The sequence below is a fragment of the Clostridium paridis genome, assembly GCF_016765615.1.
GTDB classification, from domain to species: domain Bacteria; phylum Bacillota; class Clostridia; order Clostridiales; family Clostridiaceae; genus Clostridium_T; species Clostridium_T paridis.
Genome location: NZ_JAESWA010000029.1, coordinates 1 through 24,364 on the forward strand (window position 1 = coordinate 1; position 24,364 = coordinate 24,364).

Consider the following 24,364-nt stretch of genomic DNA (forward strand, 5'->3'; position numbering starts at 1 on the left):
AGGCCGTCTGTAAAAACTTTGCGGTTGGTGGATTTTTCAGCGTGTCTTGAGACACAGCCAGGAATATGCCCTTATAGGGCTAGAGCATGCCACCCGTTTTACGGGTGGTCATGACTATACAAAAAAGAGCTGCACACTAATTATTTAGTGCGACAGTCCCTTTTTATTTTTAATTACTTGAACTGTATTATTGATTTAACTTAATATTATTTATAAAATCATCAGAAAGTAAACCGGAACTTCCTAACACATATAAATCAGACGTACCATCTCTTTTAACAAAATTCATAATATTACTATCAATAGAGTTACCACTTGTAAGTATAACAGGAAGCCTTTTCTTAGCGGCAAGAACACCTCCAGTTAATGCATCAGGAAAATCAAGGCCAGTTGTAACAACATTTCCAAGAGAAAATGTATTTTTATAGTAATTTAGAATGCTTAAACATGTACTAAATCTATCACTTCCACCAAGTCTAATTACAGTGATACTAAGACGCTTCAACTGATTTTCTACGTTTAATGATACAGCGCCAGGACCCCCAGGGATTATAATTTTATTAATACCATTATTCACAATAAATGATTGAATTGAAGGTTCTAGAGTATTAGGCGTAGTGAATAATATAGGATAACCAAGTAATGCGGCAGTTGGGCTAATAGAGAGTGCATCTGGAAAATCAAATGCGGTAGTTAATATGGCCGTTTTACTAGAGCTACCTTTTATAACTTGTTGAGCAATTGCTATAGAAGTTTTGAATCTGTCACTTCCACCAAAACGAAACACCTTATACTTGGTTTTCAATGAATTTTCAACGTTTGAAGAAATAACTCCAGTGCTTCCAAGTATATAGATATTTTGGGGATGCAATCTTTCTATTTCATACTGAACGGAGCTTGGTATGGAATTAAGATCAACAAGTAAAATAGGAGCATTTAATGAGTAAGCTAGAGGTACTGCAGCTAATGCATCTGGAAAATCATATGCGTATGCAAGAACCACATTATTAGAACCTGATGGCCAACCTTCTCGACTGATAGCTGTAGAAGTACCATATCTATCTGCTCCGCCTAATCTTGAGATACCTGTAGGAGACAATATGTTTAAGTTAAGAGAAGTTGAACTAAAACTAACTTTAGAACCGCTGCTATCTGATAGCTTAATCTGCATTGTATTTATATTTTGAGAAGAACTTCCTCCATTGATTGTTGATAAATTTATAGCACCATTTTTCAATGCCTTACAATAAATTTTAAATAAAGTTCCATCTGTTATATTTAAGCCAGGAACATTACCTATTAAGGTTGAATAGAAGGATATCTTACCGTTTGCAGTATCAATAATTGGATTTCCATATGTTGAATTACCATTACTAAATATGTCCCCAACTGTGATATTAGAAACTTGAATATATGATTTGTCATAATATAAATCTATAGATGCACCAAATAAATTTTGAACACTTTTTGCATTTACATTGATTATAAAATTATCACCAACGTGAATAGGCGATTGCTCAATAGAATAATATATTGATGGAGTGCTTATTGCGTTGGCTGGTAAAACGAAAGTTGCTGAAATTAAAAAAGTAATAAGAGAGAAACATAAAATTTTAAAAAGTCTTTTATTAAAAAAATTATACATAGACTATTCTCCATTCATTTATATTGTAAAGCATTAATAAGTTTATCTTTATTATACAATAAGAATAATACAGTTGTGAAGAAAGAGAATTAAATATGAATAGTTAACTAATATTGATGTAATATCCTTATTATGTTAAACTTTAATATAGGATAAAGAATTAGAAAGGTAAGGATGAAGATATGAAGGTTAAAAAAGCAATAATTCCAGCAGCTGGTTTAGGAACAAGATTTTTACCAGCAACAAAGGCTCAACCAAAGGAAATGTTACCTATAGTTGATAAGCCAACAATACAGTATATTATTGAAGAGGCAATTGCTTCTGGTATAGAAGAAATATTGATAATTACTGGGAGAAATAAAAAATGTATTGAAGATCATTTTGACAAATCCGTTGAATTAGAAATGGAATTAGAGAAGAATGGCAAGGAAGAACTATTAGAAATAGTTAGAGACATTTCGGATATGGTTGATATCCATTACATTAGACAAAAAGAGCCTAAAGGATTAGGACATGCTATACTATGTGCTAAAACTTTCGTTGGGAACGAGCCCTTTGCAGTTCTTTTAGGAGATGATGTAGTTTATAGTGAAAAACCTTGTTTAAAGCAATTGATAGAATGTTTCGATGAGTATAAAACTTCAATATTAGGAGTACAAACAGTACCTAGAAGTGATGTAAGTAAATACGGAATTGTTGATGGTAAGCATATAGAAGATAGAGTATATAAAGTTAAAAATCTAGTTGAAAAACCAAATGTTGAGGAAACACCAAGTGATGTAGCCATATTAGGGCGATATATTATAACTCCTCAAATATTTGATATTTTAAAGAATACTAAGCCTGGAAAGGGTGGAGAAATACAATTAACTGATGCACTAAAGGAATTAATATCTCAGGAAGCAATGTATGCCTTTAATTTCGAAGGAAGAAGATATGATGTTGGAGATAAATTAGGATTTTTAGAAGCTACTGTAGAGTATGCATTAAGAAAAGAAGATTTAAGAGATGAATTCATAGAGTACCTAGCTTCGAAGCCATGGGAAAGAGTATAATAAAAAAAGAGAGTATTACTCTCTTTTTTTATTTATCTAGGAATTAATCCAATTTTCTTTTGAACTTTTCTTAATGTTTTATTTGCTACATAGTTTGCTTTAATAGCACCATTTTTATAAATTTCCTCTAAATAAGATTTATTTGATAAAAGGTTATTGATTTTTTCTTGAAGTGGAGCTAATTCGTCTATAATTGACTCAGCAACGTCTTTTTTAAATTCAGCATACCCTTTATCAGCATAATTAGTAACTACATCCTCTGGAGTTATTCCTTTAATCGAACAAAGGATATTTATTAGATTTTTAATCCCTGGCTGATCATCAGAGTAATTAATTTTACCTAAAGTATCTGTAACAGCCCTACTTATTTTTTTACGTATAACTTCTGGTGGATCCATAATTAATATATAAGTATTAGGATTTTCATCTGATTTAGACATTTTCTTTGATGGATCTTGTAAGTTCATTATTTTAGCACCAGTTGATGGAATATAAGGGTCAGGTATAATGAAGGTATCGCTATAGGTATTGTTAAATCTATTTGCAATATCTCTGCATAGTTCCAAATGTTGTTTTTGATCCTTTCCAACAGGGACTAAATTGGCATTATATAATAATATATCAGCAGCCATTAATACTGGGTAGTTGAATAGGCCAGAACCTATAGAATCCCCTAGCTTTTGAGATTTATCCTTATACTGAGTCATTCTTCCAAGTTCGCCCATATAAGTATTACATGTTAATAACCAAGATAGTTCACTATGAGCTGAAACATGAGACTGAATAAATAAAGTATTCTTTTCAGGGTCAATACCTGCTCCTATATAAATTGCTAACATTTCTAAAGTTTTTTTTCTTAGGTTAGCAGGGGTTTGTTTAACAGTTATTGCATGCAAGTCAACTACACAAAAATAACAATCATATTCTTCTTGCAACTTTACCCAATTTTTTAATGCTCCTAAATAGTTTCCTAAGGTTAAATCGCCTGATGGTTGTATACCACTAAAGATAACTTTTTTACTTTCATCCATTGTATTTCTCCTTTCAAACTTAAAAAATCGTCAAGGCGACATGAGCCGTCGATTTTTTTCTCGCATCTGCCTTTCCAAACGCATGTGAGGAAAAATTGGCAGGCGACTAATTTTCTTTTTTACTCTTTAGAGAAGTATAGTAAATTATTGGATTATAATTCAAACTTATAATGTTATCTTGAATCTAAAATATTATAAATCCCTAAAGAGTAAATAAGCCCTATGGATATAATCCATAGGGCGTATAAAACGCGGTGCCACCTATCTTTAAGAGTAATACTCTTCTTAAATAAGATACAAATATATCTTGTTCTTTTAACGTAGAACAATCGTTTTAGCCTACTTAAAATTCAGCTAAAAACCTCAAAGATCCATTCAGCTTAATCTTACTTACTGTAATCTCACCATCTACAGCTCTCTTTAAAGAAGCTATTAAGCTTACTACTTCTTTTCATAGGAATCAATTAGTATTATATTATACTATATATTATATGATTATGAAAGAAGACTGTCAACGAAGCAAATTAATAGTTTTTTCTTCTGCCAATTAAGGCATCGAGTAAAAAAACAATTGCAGCTAAAACTAATAAAAAATTAATAGCATAACCACCGATTTTAAAAATAAGTCCTAAAATCCAAAAGAATAATACAAATCCGCCAATCCATCTAAAAAAAACCATACATAACACCTCCTAAAGCATTCTGTATTTAGTATTCCATCATATAAAATAATAATTCAAACTGTGTTAGAAATAATTCAAGGTATATGACAGGGGCTGTAGGAGTGGTGTTAGCTAGTCAAATTAATAAAATACAAGACCCTTACCTAATTAGGCAAGGGTCTCTTAAAAGAATTAGAATCTGTCTCTGTTGAATTTTTGAGTTTTTCTAGCTTTTCTGCACTCAGGGCATCTTACAGGATCATTTTCGAATCCTTTTTCTTTAAAGAATTCTTGTTCACCAACAGTGAAAACAAATTCCTTTCCACAATCTTTACATACTAAAGTTTTATCTTCCATATCTATGGACCTCCTTAAAAATCTGTAGGGTCATTTTAGATATAATTTTAACCTTCCAGATATTAAAGAAAGTAAAAATTTATCATTAAAAATTTCCCATATACTGTACAAAAATATTATATCATATCAGTACTTAAAAACAATATTTTTTAAGGAAAAAATTTCTACTAAATGGCTTTATGGCTAAACTTAAAAAGCATACACGCTATTAGCGGAATTATCAAAATAACGACTAAATTTGCTAAGGATAAATAGTTTAATTCTACAATAAAATTATAAGTATTTTTACTAAAATAAAAGCAAAACAAGAATATGAATATTGATATGATGGTGAAAAATTTAAGTTTGTTAGTGAGTTTGCTTTGATTAATATAGAATATTCCGTATATGCATAATAAATATTTAATAATAAAACCAAGCATATATTCCATTAAAACAAATAATTCACCACTTTCAACATATCCTCCGTAAGATATCCTTTGTGCCTGAATGAACTCAGGGTAAAATAAGTTGTTAGCTCTTATTGGCCCTAAGGAGCAAATAATACTGAAGACTGAGTATACAATAATTATTACTGCGATAATAATAGATGTAAAGTAATGGGCCTTAAGATTGTTTTTCTTTGAAATATTCTTTATATATGGTAAAGAAATTCCAAAGGTTGACATAAGCCCCAAAGCATAGAGTATGCTAAAAAATGAGTTTAGAGTTAATTTATTTTCTAGAATAGGAGTTACATTTAAATATTTATTATATTGAAGTCCAAGTATTATTATCAGAAATGTGCATATAAGCATAAATGTTATTGAAACTAATGCAAGTTTAAAAATGCTTTCGACGCCTTTTGAAGCCATATAAACACAAGGTATTATCAAAAATAAATAAGAAAAAAATAAAGGCGTTTCTATAAATAAATTTGTATGAATAGCACTAGATAAAGCTGTTATACTTTCACAACAATTCAAAAATAAAACTACTGAAAAGAGTAATAAAAAAATAGTTCCAAAGGATTTACCAAAGGATTTAATATATAGAAAATTTAAATCTGGAATACTGTATTTCACAAATGTATTTATTATTATGTAACCAATAGTAATAAGTATTAACCCAGCAATAAGTGTATATAACCAGGCATCTCTTCCCCCCCACTCAATAACTAGACTAGGATATAATTTTATAGAGAGCATAGTCAAACATATAATAAAAAACATAAAATGTTTACTTGTTATTTTATCCAAATTAGTCCACCTCTTCTTAATTTTATTCTGAAATAGTATTTACTATTTTGGGGAATATTAAACCCTATGGAAGAAAATAATAAGGAGTAGTGAGGAAAATGAGTAAGAATAATTTAGATATTATTAAAGAGAAGTTTAATAATGCTTTTGATGTAAAGTATAGAGAAATTGAAACACAGATCGGAAAAGCAACACTGGTATTTATAGATGATTTATGCTCATCTGATTTCATAAGTCAGTATATTATTAAACCACTAATAGCCAAAAGAAATAATATTAATACTACTGAAGATCTTTTAACTAAAGTTTTGGATATTAATTTAGCTGGAGACGTTAAAGATATTAGTGATGCTGAATTACATATATTAATGGGTGATGTAGTACTTATTTTCAATCAAAATGAGAAAATGCTTTATTGTGAAGTTAAAGGTTTTGTTAGGAGAAGTATAGGTATACCTGTTACAGAATCAGTGCTTAAAGGTCCTAGAGAGGGGTTCGCGGAAGCGCTAGTTGATAATGTAGCGTTAATTAGAAGGAGAATAAAAAATCCTAGTTTGAAATTTGAAGTAATGTTTGCCGGAACTGAATCTCAAACAACCATTTGCGTATGTTATATGGATGGTATTGCCCCAAGTAATTTAGTTGAAGAGGTAAAACGTAAAGTAAAGAAAATAAAATATAATTTTATATTAGATACAAACTACATAGAAAATGAACTTAAGGAAAAGAAGAGCATTTTTGATACAGTAGGATATACAGAAAAGCCAGATGAAGTTTGTTCAAAAATTATGGAGGGAAGGGTATCGGTAATTGTTGATGGAACACCTTTTGTCATTACTGTTCCATATTTCTTCTTGGAGAATTTTCAAGCACCAGATGACTATTACTTGAATAAGTATTTCGTGAATTTCACCAGAAGTCTTAGATGGATTGCCTTTTTTATAGCAACATTTTTGCCAGGTATATACGTTGCTATAATAACATACCATTATGGAATGATTCCAACATTATTTGTATTTAGATTGGCAGTAGCGAGGGCGGGAGTTCCATTTCCAACATTTTTAGAAGTCATTCTAATGATGGTTTTTTTTCAACTGATAAAAGAAGCAGGTTTAAGATTGCCTCAACCAATAGGAGGAGCCATGAGTATAGTATCTGCATTGATACTCGGAGATGCAGCAGTAGGGGCAGGCTTAGCTTCAAGAACAACTATTTTAGTTGTTGCAATAAGTACCGTTAGTTATTTTTTGATACCAAAAGTATATGGAGCAGTTTCTATATGGTCTATTATTATTGTGGTTTTATCTACAGCTTATGGATTAATAGGATTTACTATTGGGGAAATGGTATTGATTACTCACTTGGCTTCGCTAAAAACAACTGGATATAGTTATTTATTTCCACTAGGTACAACTAAAAAGCATGAATTTAAAGATATTATCTTTAGAGGTGATTTAAGAAAGATATCTGGAAAGATATTTAGTAAGGGGGAATAAATTGTGAGAAAACTAAAGAGGACAATAGGATTATTAATGGCAGGGATTCTTATGGCAGCATCTACAGGATGCTATAACTATAGAGATATAAATAAGGTTACATTTGTGACTTCTGCAATCTTAGATTTGGATCCCTTTGATAATGTTGTAATATATTTGGAATGTATAAATCCTTATAGAAACACAAATGAAAGTTCGGATAAAGGTAAGAGAATAGTCTATGCTGGTACAGGAAAGACTTTTCTCGAGGCTATTCGGGATGTTGGGAGAAGTTCCTCATACAAAATTAACTTTACCCAAAATAGAGCTTATATATTTACAGAAAATGCAGCAAGAAAAGGCTTAAAAAGACACATAGACTTAATAGAAAAAGATCAAGAATTATTAGTAAAGCCAGATATGTTTGTATATTATGGATCATTAGACCCACTAATTAAATTTGGAGATAATGATGAATACTTAGGTCTATACTTAAATGAATTAACACAGAAAATGAAAACAACTCCTACAGTACTGTACATGAATACAAGTGATTATTTATCTGAGAGGATGGCAGGTAATGGAACAACTGTCATAGGAGGGTTAAGATTTAAAGAGGATATCGTAGGAAAAAAGCTAGAACTTTCTGGTGGAGGCATATTTAAGGGGGATAGACTTGTACAAAATATCAATGCAGATGAAGGGCTAAGCTTTAATTTTTTAAGAGATAATGTAAAATCGGGTACTCTTGAAGTAAGAAATCCACAAGATAGAGATACTTTTGTGACTTTAGAAATTTTAAAAAGTAAAACTAAAACTGATATTCAGTATGATGGTCAAAGGGTAAGACTTTTCAAAAAAATAATAATAAATACATCTATAGCAGAAGCTCAAGGTAAACTCGTAGTAGATGAAAATGTTATTAATTATATAAAAACTTGGGAAGCAGAAAATATTAAAAAGCATCTTTCACAAGTATTCAGTGTTTACAAGAACCAAAATATTGACATATTTCAAGTAGAGAATAGATTAAGCAAAAAATACTCTAAAGTAGAAATTGAAGATCCTATTAGATTAACAGACCTAATAGTTGATGTAGATTTGAATATTGAAGGAACCTCAAAAACAAAGAATTCTCTATAACTATTGAATATACATAATATATATTTTAAACTATTTAATGTAACATCAATAATTTACCAAGGGGGAAGAAATATGTTATCTTTAGTAATTATAGTATAGATAGTAAGCGACAATATAGCTTCATAGAATAGTATATATACAAAGATGAGAGAGTTTATAAAAGTGACTAAGTACCATAGTAGAATAGATTATTAATAAGACCATATTACTATTGAATAATTATGTTAATATAACATAAAATAGTAGCATGGTCTTATTAGATATGTAAAGAATGTATGGGGGTACTTACGAAGTGGAATTACACACGATAAGATATAAAGATAAAGATATTGTTGTCTTACTTGATGATAATATGAGAATAGTTAAGCCTGTATATGATTACTTAAAACACCTTAGACAAAAAGATAGAGCATTTAATACAGAAAAGGCTAATTGTAATGATTTAAAGCTGTATTGGGGATTCTTGGATAGAGAGCATTATCAATACAATGAAGTAACACCTAATATTATAGGAGAGTTTATAGAATATCTTAGAGAACCTAACGCTACAAATAACGTAGTTAGTGTTTATGCAGAGAGTAAGCGTACAGGAAAAACGATAAATAGAATACTTAGTACAGTTTATAACTTTTATAAGTATTGTGGAATGGTTAGAGAGATAAATAATCCTATTATAATGGAAGAAATAGATAGACCATTTGATATGTTTAAAAGCCTTTTGCATCATGCAAGAACTAATAATAAAACTAAGCAATCAATATTCAAAGTTAAAGAAAGTAAAACTATTTTTAAATTAGTATCAGATAGTGATGCTGAAACATTTTTAGATGCTTTGTCTACTTGGAGAGATAAACTTATATTCAAGATAATGTACCTTACAGGTGCGAGAATAGGTGAAGTATTAGAACTTCAAATTGAGGATATACCATATCCCGATACTTCAAAAGAAATTGGAATGTTAGAAAATATAAAGTCTAAAGGAAAAACAAGACACTTATATGTTCCTATGGACTTACTTGAAGAAATAGATAATTTCATAATGACAGAAAGAAATAATATTGATACAGAGCATAGTTATATCTTTGTATCACAACAGAAGCAAAATTTAGGTAAGCCTTTAACTTATAGAGCAATGTACGAAGTGTTTAATACAGTTAAAAAGAAAACTGGTATAGAGTTAAATTTCCACGATTTAAGGCATACTTATGCAACTACTTTAGTCCAAAGTGGTATGGATATTAGTGTTGTTAAGATAATCTTAGGACACGAACATATTACCACCACACAACAATATACTCATATTTCAAATCAATATCTTGAAGATAATCTAAGTAGATATTGGAATAAGAGTTCATTAATTGGAGGTGGAGCGAATGGCAAGTAAAATGCCTAATGGTGATAAGTGGGAATTAATAGATAATGATAATAATTCACAACATTATGGTAGAAAGTTTAAGTTTGATTTTTCTTATATCAAAAGCGATAATATTAAAAATGTAGTTAAAGCCTATATTTGGAGAAATTTTAAAGAAGAAAATAAAACATTAAATTGGCTATTTTTGGAATGTGTTGCAAACTTCAAAAGAGTAAATACCTTTTTAGAATTGAATCATATATCAAACTTGAATCAGTTAACTAATAAAGAAATAGATAACTTATTGTCGTACTTAAATACATTAGTAAATCCTAAGAATAATAAGCCATATTCAATATCAATGAAAAGAAACTACATAAAAACGATAAAAAATATTATTCGTTGGGGACAATTATATATGCCTAATGAAGTGCCTAAAATAGAAATTTTTACAGGTAATGAATATATAGGGGTTAATAAAAAACTTAAAATAGATTTTATCCCCGATGAAGTTTTGGAACAGATAAATAATGCCTTAAAGAATGAAGAAAATCCATATGTTAAATATGGAATAATCATTCTACAAAGTACAGGAATGAGAATTGGAGATATGCTTAAATTAACTACCGATAGTGTTAAGCCACATTTAATTAATGGATATACATTAACTTGGTATGACCATAAAAATCGTAAGGAACGTCAACCAATGCCTATTCCTAATGAATGTGCTATCGTAGTCGAAAAGTTGTTAAAGCTTACAAAAGAATTTAGAGAACAGGCTGATGAAAGTATTAAAGATTATTTATTCATTCATAAGTCTTCCAGAGGTAAAGATGCAAATATTCTAAAAATAGTACTTCAAGATACTTATAGAAAATGGTTAGGTCAGTTTATCAAAAAGAATGATATTAAAGGTATTGATGGTGAATTATACAACTTAAAATCGCATCAATTTAGAAGAACATTAGCTACTGATATGTTATCAAAAGGAACAGATTTAAAGGTCATACAAGAAGTTTTAGGACATTCTTCTCCATCTGTTACTAAACGACATTATGCTGAGGTTAAAGATAAGGAAAGAGCCGAACTATTTAATAACATAGGTATTATAGGAAATATTAGCAAGATTGATGAAACAGTTATAATAGACAAACAAGAGTTAATTTGGTTTAAGAAAAACAAGGATAAAGGAGCAAAAATGGAAGACGGTTATTGCACAAAACCTTGTACTGATGGAAAGATTTGCGACAGATTACTAAAAAGGCAAAAATGCTATACTTGTAGTAGATATATCACTACTCCAGAGTATTTACAGACTCATAAGAATCATTTAGCAGAGTTAGAAAAACAATTAGAAGGAAATATCTATGGCGACCATTATGCTGAGCATTTCCTCCCTACTATTAAAATCCTAAAAGAGATTGTAATGAGATTGGAGGAAATACAAGATGGCAATAACTAAAATTAATTTACAACCAATAACTACTAAAAGTGATTATAGCCATATAATTATTGGAAATTCTAAATTTACTGATGATGTATGGGATTTATCACCGTTTATAATTGATAAGACTTTAAAAAGAAATCAAAAAATAATTGATTTTCGTTTTATAAAAGATAAAGAAATGCAACAATTAGTAAAACTTTATAGTTATTATAGATTAGGAAAAGTTAAACCTCAAAGTTTATGTTCGGAAATAAGAAGTTCATTACCAAATGCAATTGAATATTTTAATTTAAATAATATTAATAGTTTTAATGAAATAAATAAAGAAGTATTTCTTAATTATGCTTTATGGCTTAAAGAAGATAAAAAAATATCACTAAGAACTGGATATATTTATTGTAAAGCAGTTGAAGAAATTATTAAGATAGGTCAAATTAAAGGTTGGAATGTGCCTAAAAATAATATATTTGTAGACTTTACTTCTTTAGATTTATGGGATACTAAAAAGGTTATAAAGGAAAATAAAACTAAACCTATTCCCGAAGATATATTTGATAAAATACTTCAATGTGCATTAAAGGAAAACAATATTCTAACTAAAGTAGGAATAATAATTCAGAGCCAAACAGGACTTAGAATTAATGAGGTATTATCTATACGACAAGGATGTGTTCACACAACAAGAGATGGTTATGATTATATGGAAGTTACTCTTGGTAAAACTGAGAAAGGCGAGCATATAATTCATAAAGTCTTTATTAATAAATTAGTTAAAAATTCAGTTGCAGAACTTGAAGAATATACTAAAGATTTAAGAAAAGAAAGTGGATTAAAGGAATTATTTGTAATTAGAAATCGTGGAATAAGAGTTTTAAATTCTTCTAAATGGGGGGAAAATAGACTTACTACATTCATTAGAACTTGGGATATAAGAGATAACAAGGGAAATCTATATCCATTAAAATCTCATCAATTTAGAGCAACATTTGTTAGGGAACTTATTAAGAAAAAAGTTCCGATAGCACATATTATGAGACAGTTTTCTCATGTATCTATTGAAATGACTTCACACTATCTTACCTTAAGGGAGGAAGAAGTCAAAGAAATATATTCAGATATGATATTTGGCAAAGATTCTAAAATCTCTGGACTTAGAGCAAAGGAAATCAAGTCTAAGCTCAATGAACAATTTCGTGGTAAAACAGAACAAGAAGTTGATGATATAGTGTCTAATCTATCTAAATCTATGAGTTTTAATCCTTTGCCGACAGGTGTATGCCTATATGATTTTAGAAGGGGCAACTGTTCAGATGGTGATGGTTGCTTCTTTTATAACTGTCCCAACTATGTTACCGAAGTTAAGTTCTATCCTGTTTTAAAGCAAGAATTAGACATTATGGAAAAAGAAATGGTAAGGTTTAAAAAGTTAGGTCAACAAAGGTCTTGGGAAAGGCAATATGTTAAATATAAGTATTTAAAACCATTAGTAGATAGTTTGGAGGAGCAACTGAATGAAGAAAAGAAATAGTAATACAGAAGGACTAAAGGAGTTCGCAGAAAAAAAGAACCAAGAAACTATCGAGAAGGTTAATAATGCAATAGATAAATTAAAGCGTTCTAAAACTAAAAAAATCAACTTTAAAATAGTAGCTGAGGAAGCAGGAGTATCCAAGGCTACCCTATATAACAATGTTATCCTAAAAGAACGCATATTAAGCCTTAGAGCTATTGAAAAAGGTGTTCCTAATGGTAGTATAGTTACTACACCAAAAGATAAAATAAAGGCAAAAGACGATAAGATAAAACAACTTTATGAAGAGATTAAAAAACTTAAAGATGATAAACAAAAATTAATTATTCAATTGGTTGAAATGGAAGAATTACAAGCAGAGAATAGAAAACTAAAGGAACAACTTGAAATTCTTAGAGGAAAATTATATGAGAAATTATGAATTAAAATTTGTTAAATATACCACATTTGTGGTAAAATTGCTATAATAAGGGTAAGGGGATGAGGTTTTATGTCAAGTATATTTTTCTATGAGAAAGATGAAGAATTAAATATTTTTGATTTAATATATTTTAAAGATGGAAAATTAGATTTAGTAAAAATCTATAATTACCTAAATAGTAATCAAGCAAAATACGGAGATAATAGTATTTATAATAGTGAAGGATATACTGATATAAAACTTAATGATAATAAGAATGAATTGAGTTGTACTTATATTTTTGAAAATAGCTTAGGATATTTTACTGAAATATCATATGATTCTGACACGGAGGCAGTAAAAGAAAATAGACGATGTCATAAATATTTTGCTCAATCTAGATTAATTATTACAAATGAGCCAAAAATAATAGTAAAGGCTAGTTATTCAAATGAAGAAAGTACAAAAACTAAGATATTAAATTTCTTTGAAGATATTGGAATAAAGTATACTCCAATAAAATTTGACAATCAGATGTTTCAATTTATTAGAAATAATTTTGTATGGAAAAAAATTAAGATACAAAGAATAGATAAAATAGGAGATAGTACAAAAAATTTATCTTATGAAATAGATCCAGCTTCAGAAATGGAGTCACAAGTAGATACAATATATAGTGAGTGTGGAGTATTTGAGCACATAGCATTTTTAATTGAATATGAAGATGATTTAAAAACAGTAAAACTATATAAAAATGGACATAGAATTGTATTAGAAGATGGTCAATTTAGGTCGAAGAAAAGTATGGAGAAATTTTGTATACACTTATACGATATTTTAATGAATATTAAATCAGGAAAATATGAGAATTCAAGGTCTCTGTACGAGAAAGGAAGTGAAATAGATGGATGTTCAAATTTATGAGAATAAAGCAAATATTGACTTCACTGACCTCAATAGTAAGTTGCTAGATTATGATTATTATAGTGTAAAAAAAGAGGAGATAGGGATTTTTCATATAAATAAGTTGGAAGATTGTATATATCATATTGTATTTTATATAAATGACGAATATCATACAGGGTCAAAATTTATTGGTAACGTGAATAGTATGCCTGTAAATATATATGTAAATACATTTTTGTCTTTGAATAGTAATAAGTTATTTATAGAAAACATTCATGCAAACTACAATAAACTTATTATTGAATTTATTAATAAGTTAGTAGGATTGGAATTTATTAAATTAGAATTTGGTACTCACTTTTATAAGACAATTGTTCAAAGACTATCAAAAAGTGTAATACAACTAGATTATATAAATGATAGTGATGCTATAGAAACTGTAGAAAATAAACTAGATGCAATAGATATTTTGAATATGAACACTAATAAAATTCAATTTGTGACTTTTATACCAAATTTAAATGAATATGATAAGGTGTTAGTTTCTATAAAAAATAATGGTGTAATAAGTACAACTGTTACAATACCCAATAAACTTATAAAGCTTTTAAATATTGTGGTGGAATATATTGAATAGAAAGAGACAAGTATCTTTTATTTTATCTACAATAATTCCTATAATTGCAGCAGTGGTAAGTGCTAAATTAGGAAGCGTGGCTGGAGTTTGGGAAGTAATTCTTTATATAACATTATTTGCATTAGTTTCTTTTGTAACGTTTATGAGCCAATTCTATGAAAATGAAATTAGTAATATTTCTACGAACTTATTAGACAAAGATAAAACAATAACAGAAAGAGAAAAAGAGTTACAATACACTAAAGAAAGAATTTCAGAATTACTAACTATAAGGAATGATAACTCACCTTATAAGATTAGTTATTATACTAGGGATTTAAGTCTAAAAGTCCTACAAATTAATAGAAAATATAAGATAGAAATTTTAGTGAATTCTATTGCAGAGCAATATAGAGAAAATATAATCACAATACATATGAAAAATAATATAGAAATATCTCAAGACATTATAAATAGTAGTTCATATGAAGTAGTTAGTCCAAGCCCAATTATAATAGAAGAACAACAAAAATATACATTTAAAATTAAAGATTCTGAAAAGAGATTTTCTCAAACAAAATGTATATTCTATGTTAAATTTAAAAGTATTGAAAAAACAAGCATGTATGTAGAAGTGTCATATATCAAATCACATTTGATTTCTAAATGCGAAGAGATAAATTTAGTTGAATAGTTTCTCTTGTAAATTTAAGGAAATAAGAATGTAGGATATTAAGATTGTGCATCTAGATGTATTAAAATGTTTAAGATTTTTTGGGTATACATTTTAGATGATACTTAAAGAAGGATATAATATAGAAATTAGATATATAAGGACTTTCAATTAAGAAGGTCTTTTTTATATGCTTAAATTTAATATTATGGGGTGAAAAATAATGAAGAAAGAATTGTTGAAAAATAAACTAAAAGAAATTTTAGAAGAATTAATTGAGGTTCTATCAGAGGATAGAGTTTCTGAAACTAAAAAGAATTTTGTGTGTGGAGAACTTGCTGTATTAACAGAATTAATAAAAGAGGATTAAATAAATCCTCTTTATATAAGACTTAATAGTGATACCTAATTGTAAATATAGGGTCTTGATGAATTTCAAAGCTTACTATTTGTTTTCCAACTAAGGCTATAGGAGCAATTTGTTCGTTAGCCACAGATTGTCCATTAAAATCTTTAGCATCAGTTATAACAGGGTCTATTGCTGAACCGATTGGAGAAACTAATGTGACTTGAAGTTTACTACCATTAATCATTCCTAATCCGTCAAAAGGCAACAAAACCTTAAAATCAAAAATATTTTGTTCAACAGGATATAACCTATACTTATATGAAATAACATAACGGCAATCATTGTTCTCTAAGGGTTCAATTGTTGTCACATGCATTGAAGTTAATAACAGAGCTTGTTCAATATCTTCTAAAGTTCCTTCCATGTTATTGGAATCAACATTAGTAAAAAAGTCTGACAATCCCTCTCTTAACTTACTTTTAAGCATAGGGTATATTGGAGTTTTGCCATCTTTAATTAGATTGAGAGCTTTTGGTGGGATGTCTTCAACGTGAGGTATAGCCCATTCAAGTTCTGGAGGAATTTGAGAATCAGTTTGAAGAAGAATTGTTACATGAGCAATATCATATGGAAGCCCATGTCTTGAAGTACCATGAATTACAGCATTAAGGTCTTGTAATAACACATTTGGCATGAATATCATCTCCTATTTAAATTATACTATAATTTTACATCTGTGGAGAATATTATGTCAAATAAATGGACAGAAATATAATATAAAACTAGTCTATTTATACATATATTTTTCATAAGATATATCGTGAACTTTTTTTGTATTGTTTGATGAAATAAAGATGGGCAACTATATTATTATAGACATTTTCTTGAAAAAAATACATCAATTTAATAAAAATCGTTCGACAAATTAATGCTTGTCCTTGAAAAGGTCACGTAGGAGTGGTAACATGATTATAAAGAAATGGAACTATAGTTCTAAAAATGTGAGATGGCGTAAGCTAAAAAAGGGGAGTGGTTTTGTGAGTAATTTGAGAATTCAAGAACTCCAAAAGCAATTACAAGAAAATATGAAAAAAGCTATTATGTTAGCTGAAAAAAATACAATTAGAAATAGTGATGGAAAAGTTGTTATATCTGTTAATGATGAATGGAGAAGGGATAATTAATAATGAGTAATTCTAGCACTGAGAATAATATTAATCCACAAGAAGTATGGTTAGCAAAATTTCCATATGAGGAAGATAGTACAAAATATAAAATAAGACCTGTGATGGTTTTGCAAGAAGTTAGTGAAAAACAAATGATGTCTGTTCTTGAAATTGAGACAAATGAACCTAGTTATATTAGTGTAAAAGTGACCAAGCATAAGGTAAGATTAGATGACCCATATGACACAGAGATTATTAAGTGGAAAGAAGCTAACTTAGATAAAAAATCAGTAGCTAGAGTTTCAAAGACTATTAATTTACCAGAGAGCCAATTCGTTAGAAAAATAGGTATTGCTGATGATGAGGATTTTGTGAGAATACTAACCAAATTCATTGAGTTTTTAAATGACAACATATAGAGATAAGCATATAATATGTTAAATATAATAATTATTATATAAACAATAAAAAGACAGATAAAAATATCTGTTTTTTATTATGCAAAAAATCAAATTACCTTTATAATAAAAATAAACAAATAATTTGAAGCTATTTTTCATTTATGATATATTAAAAACTAGACATTACATATAAAAATAACTTATTAGACACTAAAAAGTGGATAATAAGAAAGAAAGGAGTATTTAGTGAGAGTTTGGTACTTAGAATACACTCTTTCACTAAAGATAAAATATGGCAAGTAGTTATTCTTTCGATATTGTTTCACAGGTTGATATGCAAGAAGTTGACAATGCTGTAAATCAAGCATTAAAAGAAATAAGTCAAAGATACGATTTTAAAGGAAGCAAAACGTCTATTGAATTATTAAAAGATGAAATAAAAATACACTCAGAAGATGAATATAAGTTAAAAACAACTATAGAAATATTAAAAGCTAAATTTGTTAAGAGAGGAATTTCGCCTAAAGCTCTTGATATTGGAAAAATTGATACTGCTAGCTTGGGGACAGTAAGAGTTACAGCTAAGATTGTAAATGGAATTTCTAAAGAAAAAGCAAAAGAAATCCAAAGTGAAATTAAAGCATCTAAAATTAAAGTGCAAACACAAGTAATGGAAGATCAACTAAGAATAACAGGAAAGAGTAAGGATGATTTACAAGAAGTGATTGGACTAGTAAAACAAAAAGATTTCAATATAGCTGTTCAATTTGTAAATTTTAGATAAAAGGATTTATAAAAAGTGATTAGGGTAATTTAGATTACTTTTAATCACTTTTATTTTATATTAGTAGACTTTTTATATAAATTATTTATATTATATACTATAATGAATATAAGAAGGATATAAGGGGAAAAGTTATGGATAGAAGAAAATTAATGACCCTTATTAAACAAGAAGAGGGAATAAAGTTAGATTTTAAGCAAAAGATAGATATAAGCTCAGATAGTGGGAAAAAGGAACTTGCTAAAGATATTTGCGCTATTGCAAACTCCAAAGGGGGAAGAGGGTACTTAATAGTAGGAATTGAGGATAAAACTAAAAAGATAATTGGAATTGATAAGGATTACATTTTTAGTGAAGAACAAATTCAACAAATAGTGGCGTCTAGATGCGAAACACCAATTCCTATAAAAGTAGATTTTTTTGAGATTGAAAAAAAGTATATAGGAGTAATAACTATATATGATGGGCAGCAAAAACCATATCAAATAAGAGAAAATGGAGCTTTTTATATTAGAAGAGGATCTACAACAGATGTTATGAGAAAAGAGGAATTATTATCTGCATTCCAAGAAAACTTAAATATAGTTTTAGAATCATTTCCTCTTATACGAAGTAATATTAGTGCTTTAAATATGAATTTAGTAAATAAGTATTTTCAAAAGAAGGGCATAATTATAAATGATGAGAATAAAGAATTTCTCTTGGAAAGTGCATCCATAATAGTAAGAGATGGTGACTCAGATAATTATTTTTGCTCACTAGGTGGATTATTAGTTTTCTCAGATATAAATTATTTATACATACCTAATAATATTGTTACAATTAGAGTATTAAATAAAGAAGGTATAGAAGAAACAGTAGTTATTTCAGGAAATCTAATGAATATAATAGATGAAAGTGAAAAGAAGATAAATGAGATTTTACCCAATGAATATCCTAAGAAACCAATACTCGAAGCATTAAAAAACGCGGTATTATATAGAGATTATACTCATATAAATAGAGGAATAGATGTAGTTATAGGATATAAATCTATCGAAGTAATGAGTCCAGGAAATCTCCTATATCCAAAGGTTTATCAAAATAACTTTAGCTACTTAAAAAGGAATATATGGTTATATGAAAAAATGATTACTTTAGATGATGATAAGCGCTTTTCACAAGGCGTGGATGGGTTTAATATAATGAAAAAAGCTTTTTATGGTAAAGGGCGGGTAAAGTTTGTTAACTCAAGGATTGAAGGAATTTTTAAAGTCATTTTCCCAGGATGGTCAATTTGTGAAAATTAGGTGTAGGGATTTATCCCTATACCAATAAAATAAATATAAGGGGTGGTAAGAATGATTCAGGTATTTTGTAGCGAAAGAGGATCAGGAAAAACCAAAAAACTTATAAACTTAGCAAATGACAATTTAGAGGATGCTAAAGGAGATTCAGTATTTATAGATGATGATAATAGAACGATGTTATCATTAAATAGAAAAATACGGTTTATCTCAACTGAAGAGTTTACTTTAAAGGATTATGAAAGCTTTTATGGTTTTTTATGCGGTCTAATTTCTGAAAACTATGACATCGAAAATATTTATGTAGATGGTCTTTCAAACATTGTCAGAGGTAATGAACTTAATGGAGCCGAGTTATTGTTCGAAAAAATGAAAAATTTAAGTAGGAGGTTTGGAGTTAAGTTTTTTATAAACTTAAATCATAATTGTAATGACGTGCCTGAATTTATAAGGCAGTATAGTTATAGCTATAGTTAGATTTGAAAACAATTTCTTTAATATAAAACTAGGTTACATCCATTTAAAATATCTTTCATGAAAAGAAAATGGGTGTAACTTAGTATAAAGCCTGTAATAGGGCTTTTTTATTTTACTCTTTGGGAAATAATAGTCTTTAAGATATTTAGTAGCAGAATTTGTTGATAAAATATTGAATTATTTATATACTAAGTATATATGCGCATTTATTAGGAGGAAGTATAATGTCAATGATTTTAGACGAACTTATGGATCGTGGGTACATAAAACAATTTACTCATGAGCAAGAAACAAGAGAATTATTAGAGAAAGAAAAGATAACTTTTTATATAGGATTTGACCCTACAGCAGATTCTCTACATGTTGGGCATTTCATAGCAATGATGTTTATGGCACATATGCAAAAAGCAGGACATAGACCTATAGCCCTATTGGGTGGTGGTACAGCAATGGTTGGAGACCCAAGTGGAAAAACAGATATGAGAAAGATGCTTACTAAAGAGCAAATAGAGCATAACGTAGCATCTATAAAGAAGCAGATGGAAAAGTTTATTGATTTTGAAGATGGAAAAGCTTTAATTGTAAATAATGCTGATTGGCTACTTAACTTAAATTATGTAGACTTCTTAAGAGAAATAGGAACTCATTTTTCAGTAAATAGAATGCTTACAGCTGAGTGTTTTAAACAAAGATTAGAAAAAGGATTATCATTTCTTGAGTTTAATTATATGCTTATGCAAGGGTATGACTTTTATGTATTAAATAAGGAATATGATTGCAAAATGCAATTGGGCGGAGATGATCAGTGGTCTAACATGATAGCTGGAGTTGAACTTATAAGAAAAAAATCAGCTAAAGAATCTTTTGCAATGACATGTACGTTATTAACCAATAGTGAAGGACAAAAGATGGGTAAAACCGTAAATGGTGCATTGTGGTTAGATCCAGAAAAAACTTCTCCATATGATTTCTATCAATACTGGAGAAATGTTGGAGATGCTGATGTGCAAAAGTGCTTAGCACTTCTTACATTTTTACCGATGGAAGAAGTGAGACGTTTAGGCAGCTTAAAAGATGCTGAAATTAATGAGGCTAAAAAGGTATTAGCATACGAAGTTACAAAGTTAGTTCATGGTGAAATAGAAGCTCAGAAGGCTAAAGAAGCTTCAGAAGCATTATTTGGTTCAGGAAATGACTTAAGTAATGTTCCAACTGTAACAGTGGGCAAAGATGTATTTGGTAAAGCACTTTTAGATTTATTAGTGGAAACTTCAGTTATACCTTCTAAAAAAGAAGGAAGAAGACTAGTGGAGCAAGGTGGATTAACTCTAAATGGAGAAAAAGTTTTAGACTTTAAAAGAGAATTTTCTGAAGAAGATGTTAAAGAAGGCTCTGCATTAATTAAAAGAGGTAAAAAGAACTATAATAGGATAGTTGTAGAATAAAATTTATTCTAATTTTAGAGGATCACTTTAGGAATATATAATTTCTTTATATTAAAATCTTAAGTGTATCCTCTTTCAATTTTTTATAAATTTATACGATATATATTGTATATTAATTTTTTAGGAGAGGATTACTATGCCTGGAGTTTGGAATATAAATTCTGTTTATTCTGTAGGAGCTAAAAGACTATCTTCGAAACTAACATTTGAAGTAGGAGAAAAATTTTCTGGTAGAATAATTAAGAATAGTGATGGTAAAGGTGAATTTACAATAAAATTATTAGATGGTTGGCAGTTCCTTGCACAGTTGGATGGAGAGCTAACTCCAGAGCAATTAGATAAGCTCTTGAAATTTCAAGTTTTGGGGTTTGACCAAGGAAAACTTAAACTGAAATTAGTAGCAGATGAGAATAAAGGTACAAGCCAAGAACAGGATCCATTGCAAGCTTTAATTAAATCTGAAGGATTGGCTAAAAATGATATTGATGTTTTAAAGAATTTAGTGAAATTTAATATACCTTTAACGAGGGAGAATATATTAAAATTTTCTTCAATATTTTATTTTAATGACCAATCAAAAGTTAATAGTGGTGAGATTAATGAATTTATAAATAATTTTTTGGCTAGTAAAAATATTTCAGATGGTACTCCAAAAGCTTTGGAAGTAAGAACAGCTTTGGAAGGATTTTTTAAGGAATTTAAAAATATAGATCATAATGATATATTAACAATGGTAGAAAATAACATTGAATTAACTGAAGAAAATATAAAAAGTTATAATAACTTATTTAAGGATGGAAAATCAATTGAAAAAATGCTCCTTAATGGACAAATAGAAAAGAATTCAAATTTTGAGACCCTAGATGAAAGTATTAATAATAATTCTACGAATATTGGTACAAGTAATGATGATACTGGGGAATTAAAAAATAATAGAACTATTTTACCCAAAGAGATTTATGCAAACAATGTTCAAGATAAGAAAGTCAGTATGCTTGATGTTCTTAAAAAGATGTCTGGAGAAATAGAGGAAAGCACTGCTACCGAAGTAAGGAGCAAAGAATTATTAAACAAAAGTGATACTAAATCGGCTATAGCAGGAAATGATGAAGAAGTGTCACAAGGTAATTTGAAGGATAGTTCTCAAAAGGTTTTAACAAAAGATATTTTTAAAGAAGAAGTAGAAACATATTTAAAAGGCAATAATAAAACTATCGAAACCTTAAATTCCAAAGACTTAAGACAAATTGCAAATGAACTTAAACAAAAGGGTTATAATGTAGATAATGACGAATTTAAAGAAATAAAAGATATATTTTCTTTAGACACAGATAAAAATGAAGAAATAATTAAAAATAATATTAAGCCAACAAATGAACTAGTTAAGGATTCAATTAAAGAAAAAAGTATCGAAGTTAAAAATTTAATAAAAGAATTAATTGTAGCAACTAAGTCAGGAGATAGCGAAAAGGAAGTATTTACAAAAGCTTTAGACTTCATAAAAAATAATTTGAATGAATTTAAAACATTTAACTCAATTAGCAATAACTATTATTATATGGATGTTCCGTTAAAGCTTAAGGAAAGAGAATATGATTGCAAGCTAATTATCAAAGATGAGAGAGGTAAAGGTAAGAAAATAGACTCTACTAACATTAAAATGGTGGTATCTGTTAATACAGTTAATTTGGGAAAAGTGGATGCTTTCTTAAACTTAAAAGGTAAAAATTTATATATTGATTTAAAATGTAGTGAGGAATATATTAAAAGTTTTGAAAAAGAGAGTAGGAATCTACTGAATGCATTGAATTCACTAGGATATAATAGTGAGGTAGTAGTATCTCAAGCAATTGAAGAGGTTAATCTTACAAACTCAAGGGAATTTTTCAATTCAACAAACTTAGTGATTTTAGATAGAAAGGTGTAGACTAACCATGAATCATAAAAGAAAAGTAGCAGCCTTAAAATATGAAGAGAATTATGATGCTCCAGTGGTTACTGCAGCTGGAATGGGATATGTAGCGGATAAAATACTTGAAAAGGCTCATGAAAATGACGTACCAGTAGTAGTTAATAAAGAGTTAGCAGATTTACTTTGCAATGTTGATGTAGGAAATGAAATACCAGATGATTTATATGAAGCTGTAGCCCATGTAATTGCTTTTATTACAGACTTAGATAATAAAAATCGAAAGTAAATTAAATAGGTAAAGGGTGACTTAACATGGCATTATACGCAATATCAGACTTGCACCTATCATTTAATTCAGATAAGCCGATGGATATATTTGGAGATAAGTGGATAAAGCATGAAGAAAAGATAAAACAAAATTGGATTAAGAATATAAGTAATGAAGATACAGTTCTAATTGCTGGAGATATATCTTGGTCAATGAAAACAGACGAAAGCTTAGAAGATTTAAATTGGATAAACGAATTACCTGGAAGAAAAGTAATAATTAAAGGTAATCATGATTATTGGTGGGGTGGAATAAAAAAATTAAATTCATTATATGATAATATGAATTTTATACAGAACAACTTTTTTGAATATAATGAATGGGCTATTTGTGGATCAAGAGGATGGATATGCCCAGGAAGTGAAAAATTCTCTCAAAAAGATGAAAAAATATATAACAGAGAGCTTATAAGATTAAAGTTATCTTTAGATAGTGCTAAAAGTAAAGGCTTTGAAAATATAATTTGTATGATTCATTACCCGCCAACTAATGAGAAATTTAATGAATCTGGATTTATTAGCATATTCAAAGAGTATGGAGTTAAAAAGGTTGTATATGGACATCTTCATGGACCTTCATTGGGGAATGTACTAAACGGAGAAAAGGATGGAATTGAATATATTATGACTTCGTGTGATTATATTGATTTTAATCCAATAAAAATACTTTAAATTTATTTCATT

At 28.7% G+C, this 24,364-nt stretch carries 26 protein-coding genes and 1 other annotated feature; of the genes, 20 read left to right on the forward strand and 6 right to left on the reverse strand.

From position 1 onward, the window contains the following. Positions 1-187: 187 nt before the first annotated feature. The gene (locus JK634_RS19255; RefSeq protein WP_202769381.1) at positions 188-1,645 is read right to left on the reverse strand and encodes a cell wall-binding repeat-containing protein; all 1,458 of its coding nucleotides are present in this window, start codon (positions 1,643-1,645) and stop codon (positions 188-190) included. A 182-nt stretch (positions 1,646-1,827) separates the two neighbouring features. Here JK634_RS19255 and galU point away from each other — a divergent pair, with 182 nt between their 5' ends. Then, positions 1,828-2,700, forward strand: coding sequence for a UTP--glucose-1-phosphate uridylyltransferase GalU (gene galU / locus JK634_RS19260; RefSeq protein WP_202769382.1), 873 nt, complete (start codon positions 1,828-1,830; stop codon positions 2,698-2,700). 32 nt (positions 2,701-2,732) lie between these two features. Here the strand turns inward: galU and trpS are convergent, their stop codons facing one another. From trpS to JK634_RS19280, 4 genes are all read right to left on the reverse strand, one after another. Further along, complete coding sequence (trpS, locus tag JK634_RS19265) at positions 2,733-3,731, reverse strand: tryptophan--tRNA ligase (protein WP_202769383.1); 999 nt, start codon at positions 3,729-3,731, stop codon at positions 2,733-2,735. Positions 3,732-3,964: 233 nt separating this feature from the next. Further along, positions 3,965-4,195 (reverse strand) — a binding site (T-box leader). A 60-nt stretch (positions 4,196-4,255) separates the two neighbouring features. Then, positions 4,256-4,411 carry a DUF5670 family protein gene (locus tag JK634_RS19270; protein ID WP_202769384.1) on the reverse strand — a complete coding sequence of 52 codons (156 nt, stop codon included), beginning with the start codon at positions 4,409-4,411 and terminating at the stop codon, positions 4,256-4,258. 174 nt (positions 4,412-4,585) lie between these two features. Next, positions 4,586-4,750 carry a zinc-ribbon domain-containing protein gene (locus tag JK634_RS19275; protein WP_202769385.1) on the reverse strand — a complete coding sequence of 55 codons (165 nt, stop codon included), beginning with the start codon at positions 4,748-4,750 and terminating at the stop codon, positions 4,586-4,588. A gap of 167 nt (positions 4,751-4,917) precedes the next feature. Continuing rightward, complete coding sequence (locus tag JK634_RS19280) at positions 4,918-5,988, reverse strand: endospore germination permease (RefSeq protein WP_202769386.1); 1,071 nt, start codon at positions 5,986-5,988, stop codon at positions 4,918-4,920. 98 nt (positions 5,989-6,086) lie between these two features. On the opposite strand from JK634_RS19280, the gene JK634_RS19285 reads away from it, so the two are divergent. From JK634_RS19285 to JK634_RS19330, 10 genes are all read left to right on the forward strand, one after another. Beyond that, on the forward strand, positions 6,087-7,484 hold the full coding sequence (locus JK634_RS19285) for a spore germination protein (protein ID WP_202769387.1): 1,398 nt from the start codon (positions 6,087-6,089) through the stop codon (positions 7,482-7,484). A 3-nt stretch (positions 7,485-7,487) separates the two neighbouring features. Further along, a complete protein-coding gene (locus tag JK634_RS19290; RefSeq protein ID WP_202769388.1) occupies positions 7,488-8,606 on the forward strand; it encodes a Ger(x)C family spore germination protein in 1,119 nt (372 codons plus the stop codon). A 292-nt stretch (positions 8,607-8,898) separates the two neighbouring features. Further along, entirely contained in the window at positions 8,899-9,990 is a 1,092-nt protein-coding gene (locus tag JK634_RS19295; RefSeq protein ID WP_202769389.1) for a tyrosine-type recombinase/integrase, read from the forward strand. Beyond that, a complete protein-coding gene (locus JK634_RS19300; RefSeq protein WP_202769390.1) occupies positions 9,980-11,422 on the forward strand; it encodes a tyrosine-type recombinase/integrase in 1,443 nt (480 codons plus the stop codon). The genes JK634_RS19295 and JK634_RS19300 overlap by 11 nt, the downstream gene beginning before the upstream one ends. Then, positions 11,409-12,935 (forward strand): tyrosine-type recombinase/integrase, encoded by a 1,527-nt coding sequence (locus JK634_RS19305; protein WP_202769391.1) that lies wholly within the window; start codon positions 11,409-11,411, stop codon positions 12,933-12,935. The genes JK634_RS19300 and JK634_RS19305 overlap by 14 nt, the downstream gene beginning before the upstream one ends. Beyond that, positions 12,919-13,359, forward strand: coding sequence for a DUF6262 family protein (locus tag JK634_RS19310; RefSeq protein WP_202769392.1), 441 nt, complete (start codon positions 12,919-12,921; stop codon positions 13,357-13,359). Before JK634_RS19305 ends, JK634_RS19310 begins: the two co-directional genes overlap by 17 nt. Before the next feature lie 69 nt (positions 13,360-13,428). Then, positions 13,429-14,262, forward strand: a complete 834-nt coding sequence (locus tag JK634_RS19315; protein WP_202769393.1) for a hypothetical protein — start codon at positions 13,429-13,431, stop codon at positions 14,260-14,262. Beyond that, positions 14,243-14,881, forward strand: a complete 639-nt coding sequence (locus tag JK634_RS19320; protein WP_202769394.1) for a hypothetical protein — start codon at positions 14,243-14,245, stop codon at positions 14,879-14,881. Before JK634_RS19315 ends, JK634_RS19320 begins: the two co-directional genes overlap by 20 nt. Next, entirely contained in the window at positions 14,874-15,554 is a 681-nt protein-coding gene (locus tag JK634_RS19325) for a hypothetical protein (protein ID WP_202769395.1), read from the forward strand. Before JK634_RS19320 ends, JK634_RS19325 begins: the two co-directional genes overlap by 8 nt. Positions 15,555-15,756: 202 nt before the next feature. After that, on the forward strand, positions 15,757-15,903 hold the full coding sequence (locus JK634_RS19330) for a hypothetical protein (protein WP_202769396.1): 147 nt from the start codon (positions 15,757-15,759) through the stop codon (positions 15,901-15,903). A 22-nt stretch (positions 15,904-15,925) separates the two neighbouring features. Here JK634_RS19330 and JK634_RS19335 read toward each other — a convergent pair whose 3' ends face one another. After that, on the reverse strand, positions 15,926-16,576 hold the full coding sequence (locus JK634_RS19335; protein WP_202769397.1) for a hypothetical protein: 651 nt from the start codon (positions 16,574-16,576) through the stop codon (positions 15,926-15,928). Between the two features lie 343 nt (positions 16,577-16,919). Between JK634_RS19335 and JK634_RS19340 the strand changes: the two genes are divergently transcribed. From JK634_RS19340 to JK634_RS19380, 9 genes are all read left to right on the forward strand, one after another. Continuing rightward, positions 16,920-17,066: a hypothetical protein gene (locus JK634_RS19340; protein WP_202769398.1), complete on the forward strand. Its 147-nt coding sequence runs from the start codon at positions 16,920-16,922 to the stop codon at positions 17,064-17,066. Positions 17,067-17,068: 2 nt separating this feature from the next. After that, on the forward strand, positions 17,069-17,467 hold the full coding sequence (locus JK634_RS19345) for a type II toxin-antitoxin system PemK/MazF family toxin (protein WP_202769399.1): 399 nt from the start codon (positions 17,069-17,071) through the stop codon (positions 17,465-17,467). Positions 17,468-17,741: 274 nt separating this feature from the next. Beyond that, on the forward strand, positions 17,742-18,233 hold the full coding sequence (locus tag JK634_RS19350) for a YajQ family cyclic di-GMP-binding protein (RefSeq protein ID WP_202769400.1): 492 nt from the start codon (positions 17,742-17,744) through the stop codon (positions 18,231-18,233). 134 nt (positions 18,234-18,367) lie between these two features. Beyond that, complete coding sequence (locus JK634_RS19355; RefSeq protein ID WP_202769401.1) at positions 18,368-19,522, forward strand: AlbA family DNA-binding domain-containing protein; 1,155 nt, start codon at positions 18,368-18,370, stop codon at positions 19,520-19,522. A 51-nt stretch (positions 19,523-19,573) separates the two neighbouring features. Continuing rightward, on the forward strand, positions 19,574-19,996 hold the full coding sequence (locus JK634_RS19360) for a hypothetical protein (protein ID WP_202769402.1): 423 nt from the start codon (positions 19,574-19,576) through the stop codon (positions 19,994-19,996). 224 nt (positions 19,997-20,220) lie between these two features. Then, positions 20,221-21,441, forward strand: coding sequence for a tyrosine--tRNA ligase (gene tyrS, locus JK634_RS19365; protein ID WP_202769403.1), 1,221 nt, complete (start codon positions 20,221-20,223; stop codon positions 21,439-21,441). 136 nt (positions 21,442-21,577) lie between these two features. Continuing rightward, positions 21,578-23,368: a hypothetical protein gene (locus JK634_RS19370; protein ID WP_202769404.1), complete on the forward strand. Its 1,791-nt coding sequence runs from the start codon at positions 21,578-21,580 to the stop codon at positions 23,366-23,368. Positions 23,369-23,375: 7 nt separating this feature from the next. Beyond that, a complete protein-coding gene (locus tag JK634_RS19375) occupies positions 23,376-23,639 on the forward strand; it encodes an EscU/YscU/HrcU family type III secretion system export apparatus switch protein (RefSeq protein ID WP_202769405.1) in 264 nt (87 codons plus the stop codon). Between the two features lie 26 nt (positions 23,640-23,665). Continuing rightward, positions 23,666-24,352, forward strand: coding sequence for a metallophosphoesterase (locus JK634_RS19380; RefSeq protein WP_202769406.1), 687 nt, complete (start codon positions 23,666-23,668; stop codon positions 24,350-24,352). The last annotated feature ends 12 nt before the right edge of the window (positions 24,353-24,364 follow it).

Excerpts from the sequence above, each read along its gene's own strand:
- JK634_RS19255 (WP_202769381.1), bottom strand. The coding sequence starts at position 1,645 with ATGTATAATTTTTTTAATAAAAGACTTTTTAAAATTTTATGTTTCTCT.
- galU (WP_202769382.1), top strand. The coding sequence starts at position 1,828 with ATGAAGGTTAAAAAAGCAATAATTCCAGCAGCTGGTTTAGGAACAAGA.
- trpS (WP_202769383.1), bottom strand. The coding sequence starts at position 3,731 with ATGGATGAAAGTAAAAAAGTTATCTTTAGTGGTATACAACCATCAGGC.
- JK634_RS19270 (WP_202769384.1), bottom strand. The coding sequence starts at position 4,411 with ATGGTTTTTTTTAGATGGATTGGCGGATTTGTATTATTCTTTTGGATT.
- JK634_RS19275 (WP_202769385.1), bottom strand. The coding sequence starts at position 4,750 with ATGGAAGATAAAACTTTAGTATGTAAAGATTGTGGAAAGGAATTTGTT.
- JK634_RS19285 (WP_202769387.1), top strand. The coding sequence starts at position 6,087 with ATGAGTAAGAATAATTTAGATATTATTAAAGAGAAGTTTAATAATGCT.
- JK634_RS19300 (WP_202769390.1), top strand. The coding sequence starts at position 9,980 with ATGGCAAGTAAAATGCCTAATGGTGATAAGTGGGAATTAATAGATAAT.
- JK634_RS19305 (WP_202769391.1), top strand. The coding sequence starts at position 11,409 with ATGGCAATAACTAAAATTAATTTACAACCAATAACTACTAAAAGTGAT.
- JK634_RS19310 (WP_202769392.1), top strand. The coding sequence starts at position 12,919 with ATGAAGAAAAGAAATAGTAATACAGAAGGACTAAAGGAGTTCGCAGAA.
- JK634_RS19315 (WP_202769393.1), top strand. The coding sequence starts at position 13,429 with ATGTCAAGTATATTTTTCTATGAGAAAGATGAAGAATTAAATATTTTT.
- JK634_RS19320 (WP_202769394.1), top strand. The coding sequence starts at position 14,243 with ATGGATGTTCAAATTTATGAGAATAAAGCAAATATTGACTTCACTGAC.
- JK634_RS19330 (WP_202769396.1), top strand. The coding sequence starts at position 15,757 with ATGAAGAAAGAATTGTTGAAAAATAAACTAAAAGAAATTTTAGAAGAA.
- JK634_RS19335 (WP_202769397.1), bottom strand. The coding sequence starts at position 16,576 with ATGCCAAATGTGTTATTACAAGACCTTAATGCTGTAATTCATGGTACT.
- JK634_RS19345 (WP_202769399.1), top strand. The coding sequence starts at position 17,069 with ATGAGTAATTCTAGCACTGAGAATAATATTAATCCACAAGAAGTATGG.
- JK634_RS19350 (WP_202769400.1), top strand. The coding sequence starts at position 17,742 with ATGGCAAGTAGTTATTCTTTCGATATTGTTTCACAGGTTGATATGCAA.
- JK634_RS19355 (WP_202769401.1), top strand. The coding sequence starts at position 18,368 with ATGGATAGAAGAAAATTAATGACCCTTATTAAACAAGAAGAGGGAATA.
- JK634_RS19360 (WP_202769402.1), top strand. The coding sequence starts at position 19,574 with ATGATTCAGGTATTTTGTAGCGAAAGAGGATCAGGAAAAACCAAAAAA.
- tyrS (WP_202769403.1), top strand. The coding sequence starts at position 20,221 with ATGTCAATGATTTTAGACGAACTTATGGATCGTGGGTACATAAAACAA.
- JK634_RS19370 (WP_202769404.1), top strand. The coding sequence starts at position 21,578 with ATGCCTGGAGTTTGGAATATAAATTCTGTTTATTCTGTAGGAGCTAAA.
- JK634_RS19375 (WP_202769405.1), top strand. The coding sequence starts at position 23,376 with ATGAATCATAAAAGAAAAGTAGCAGCCTTAAAATATGAAGAGAATTAT.
- JK634_RS19380 (WP_202769406.1), top strand. The coding sequence starts at position 23,666 with ATGGCATTATACGCAATATCAGACTTGCACCTATCATTTAATTCAGAT.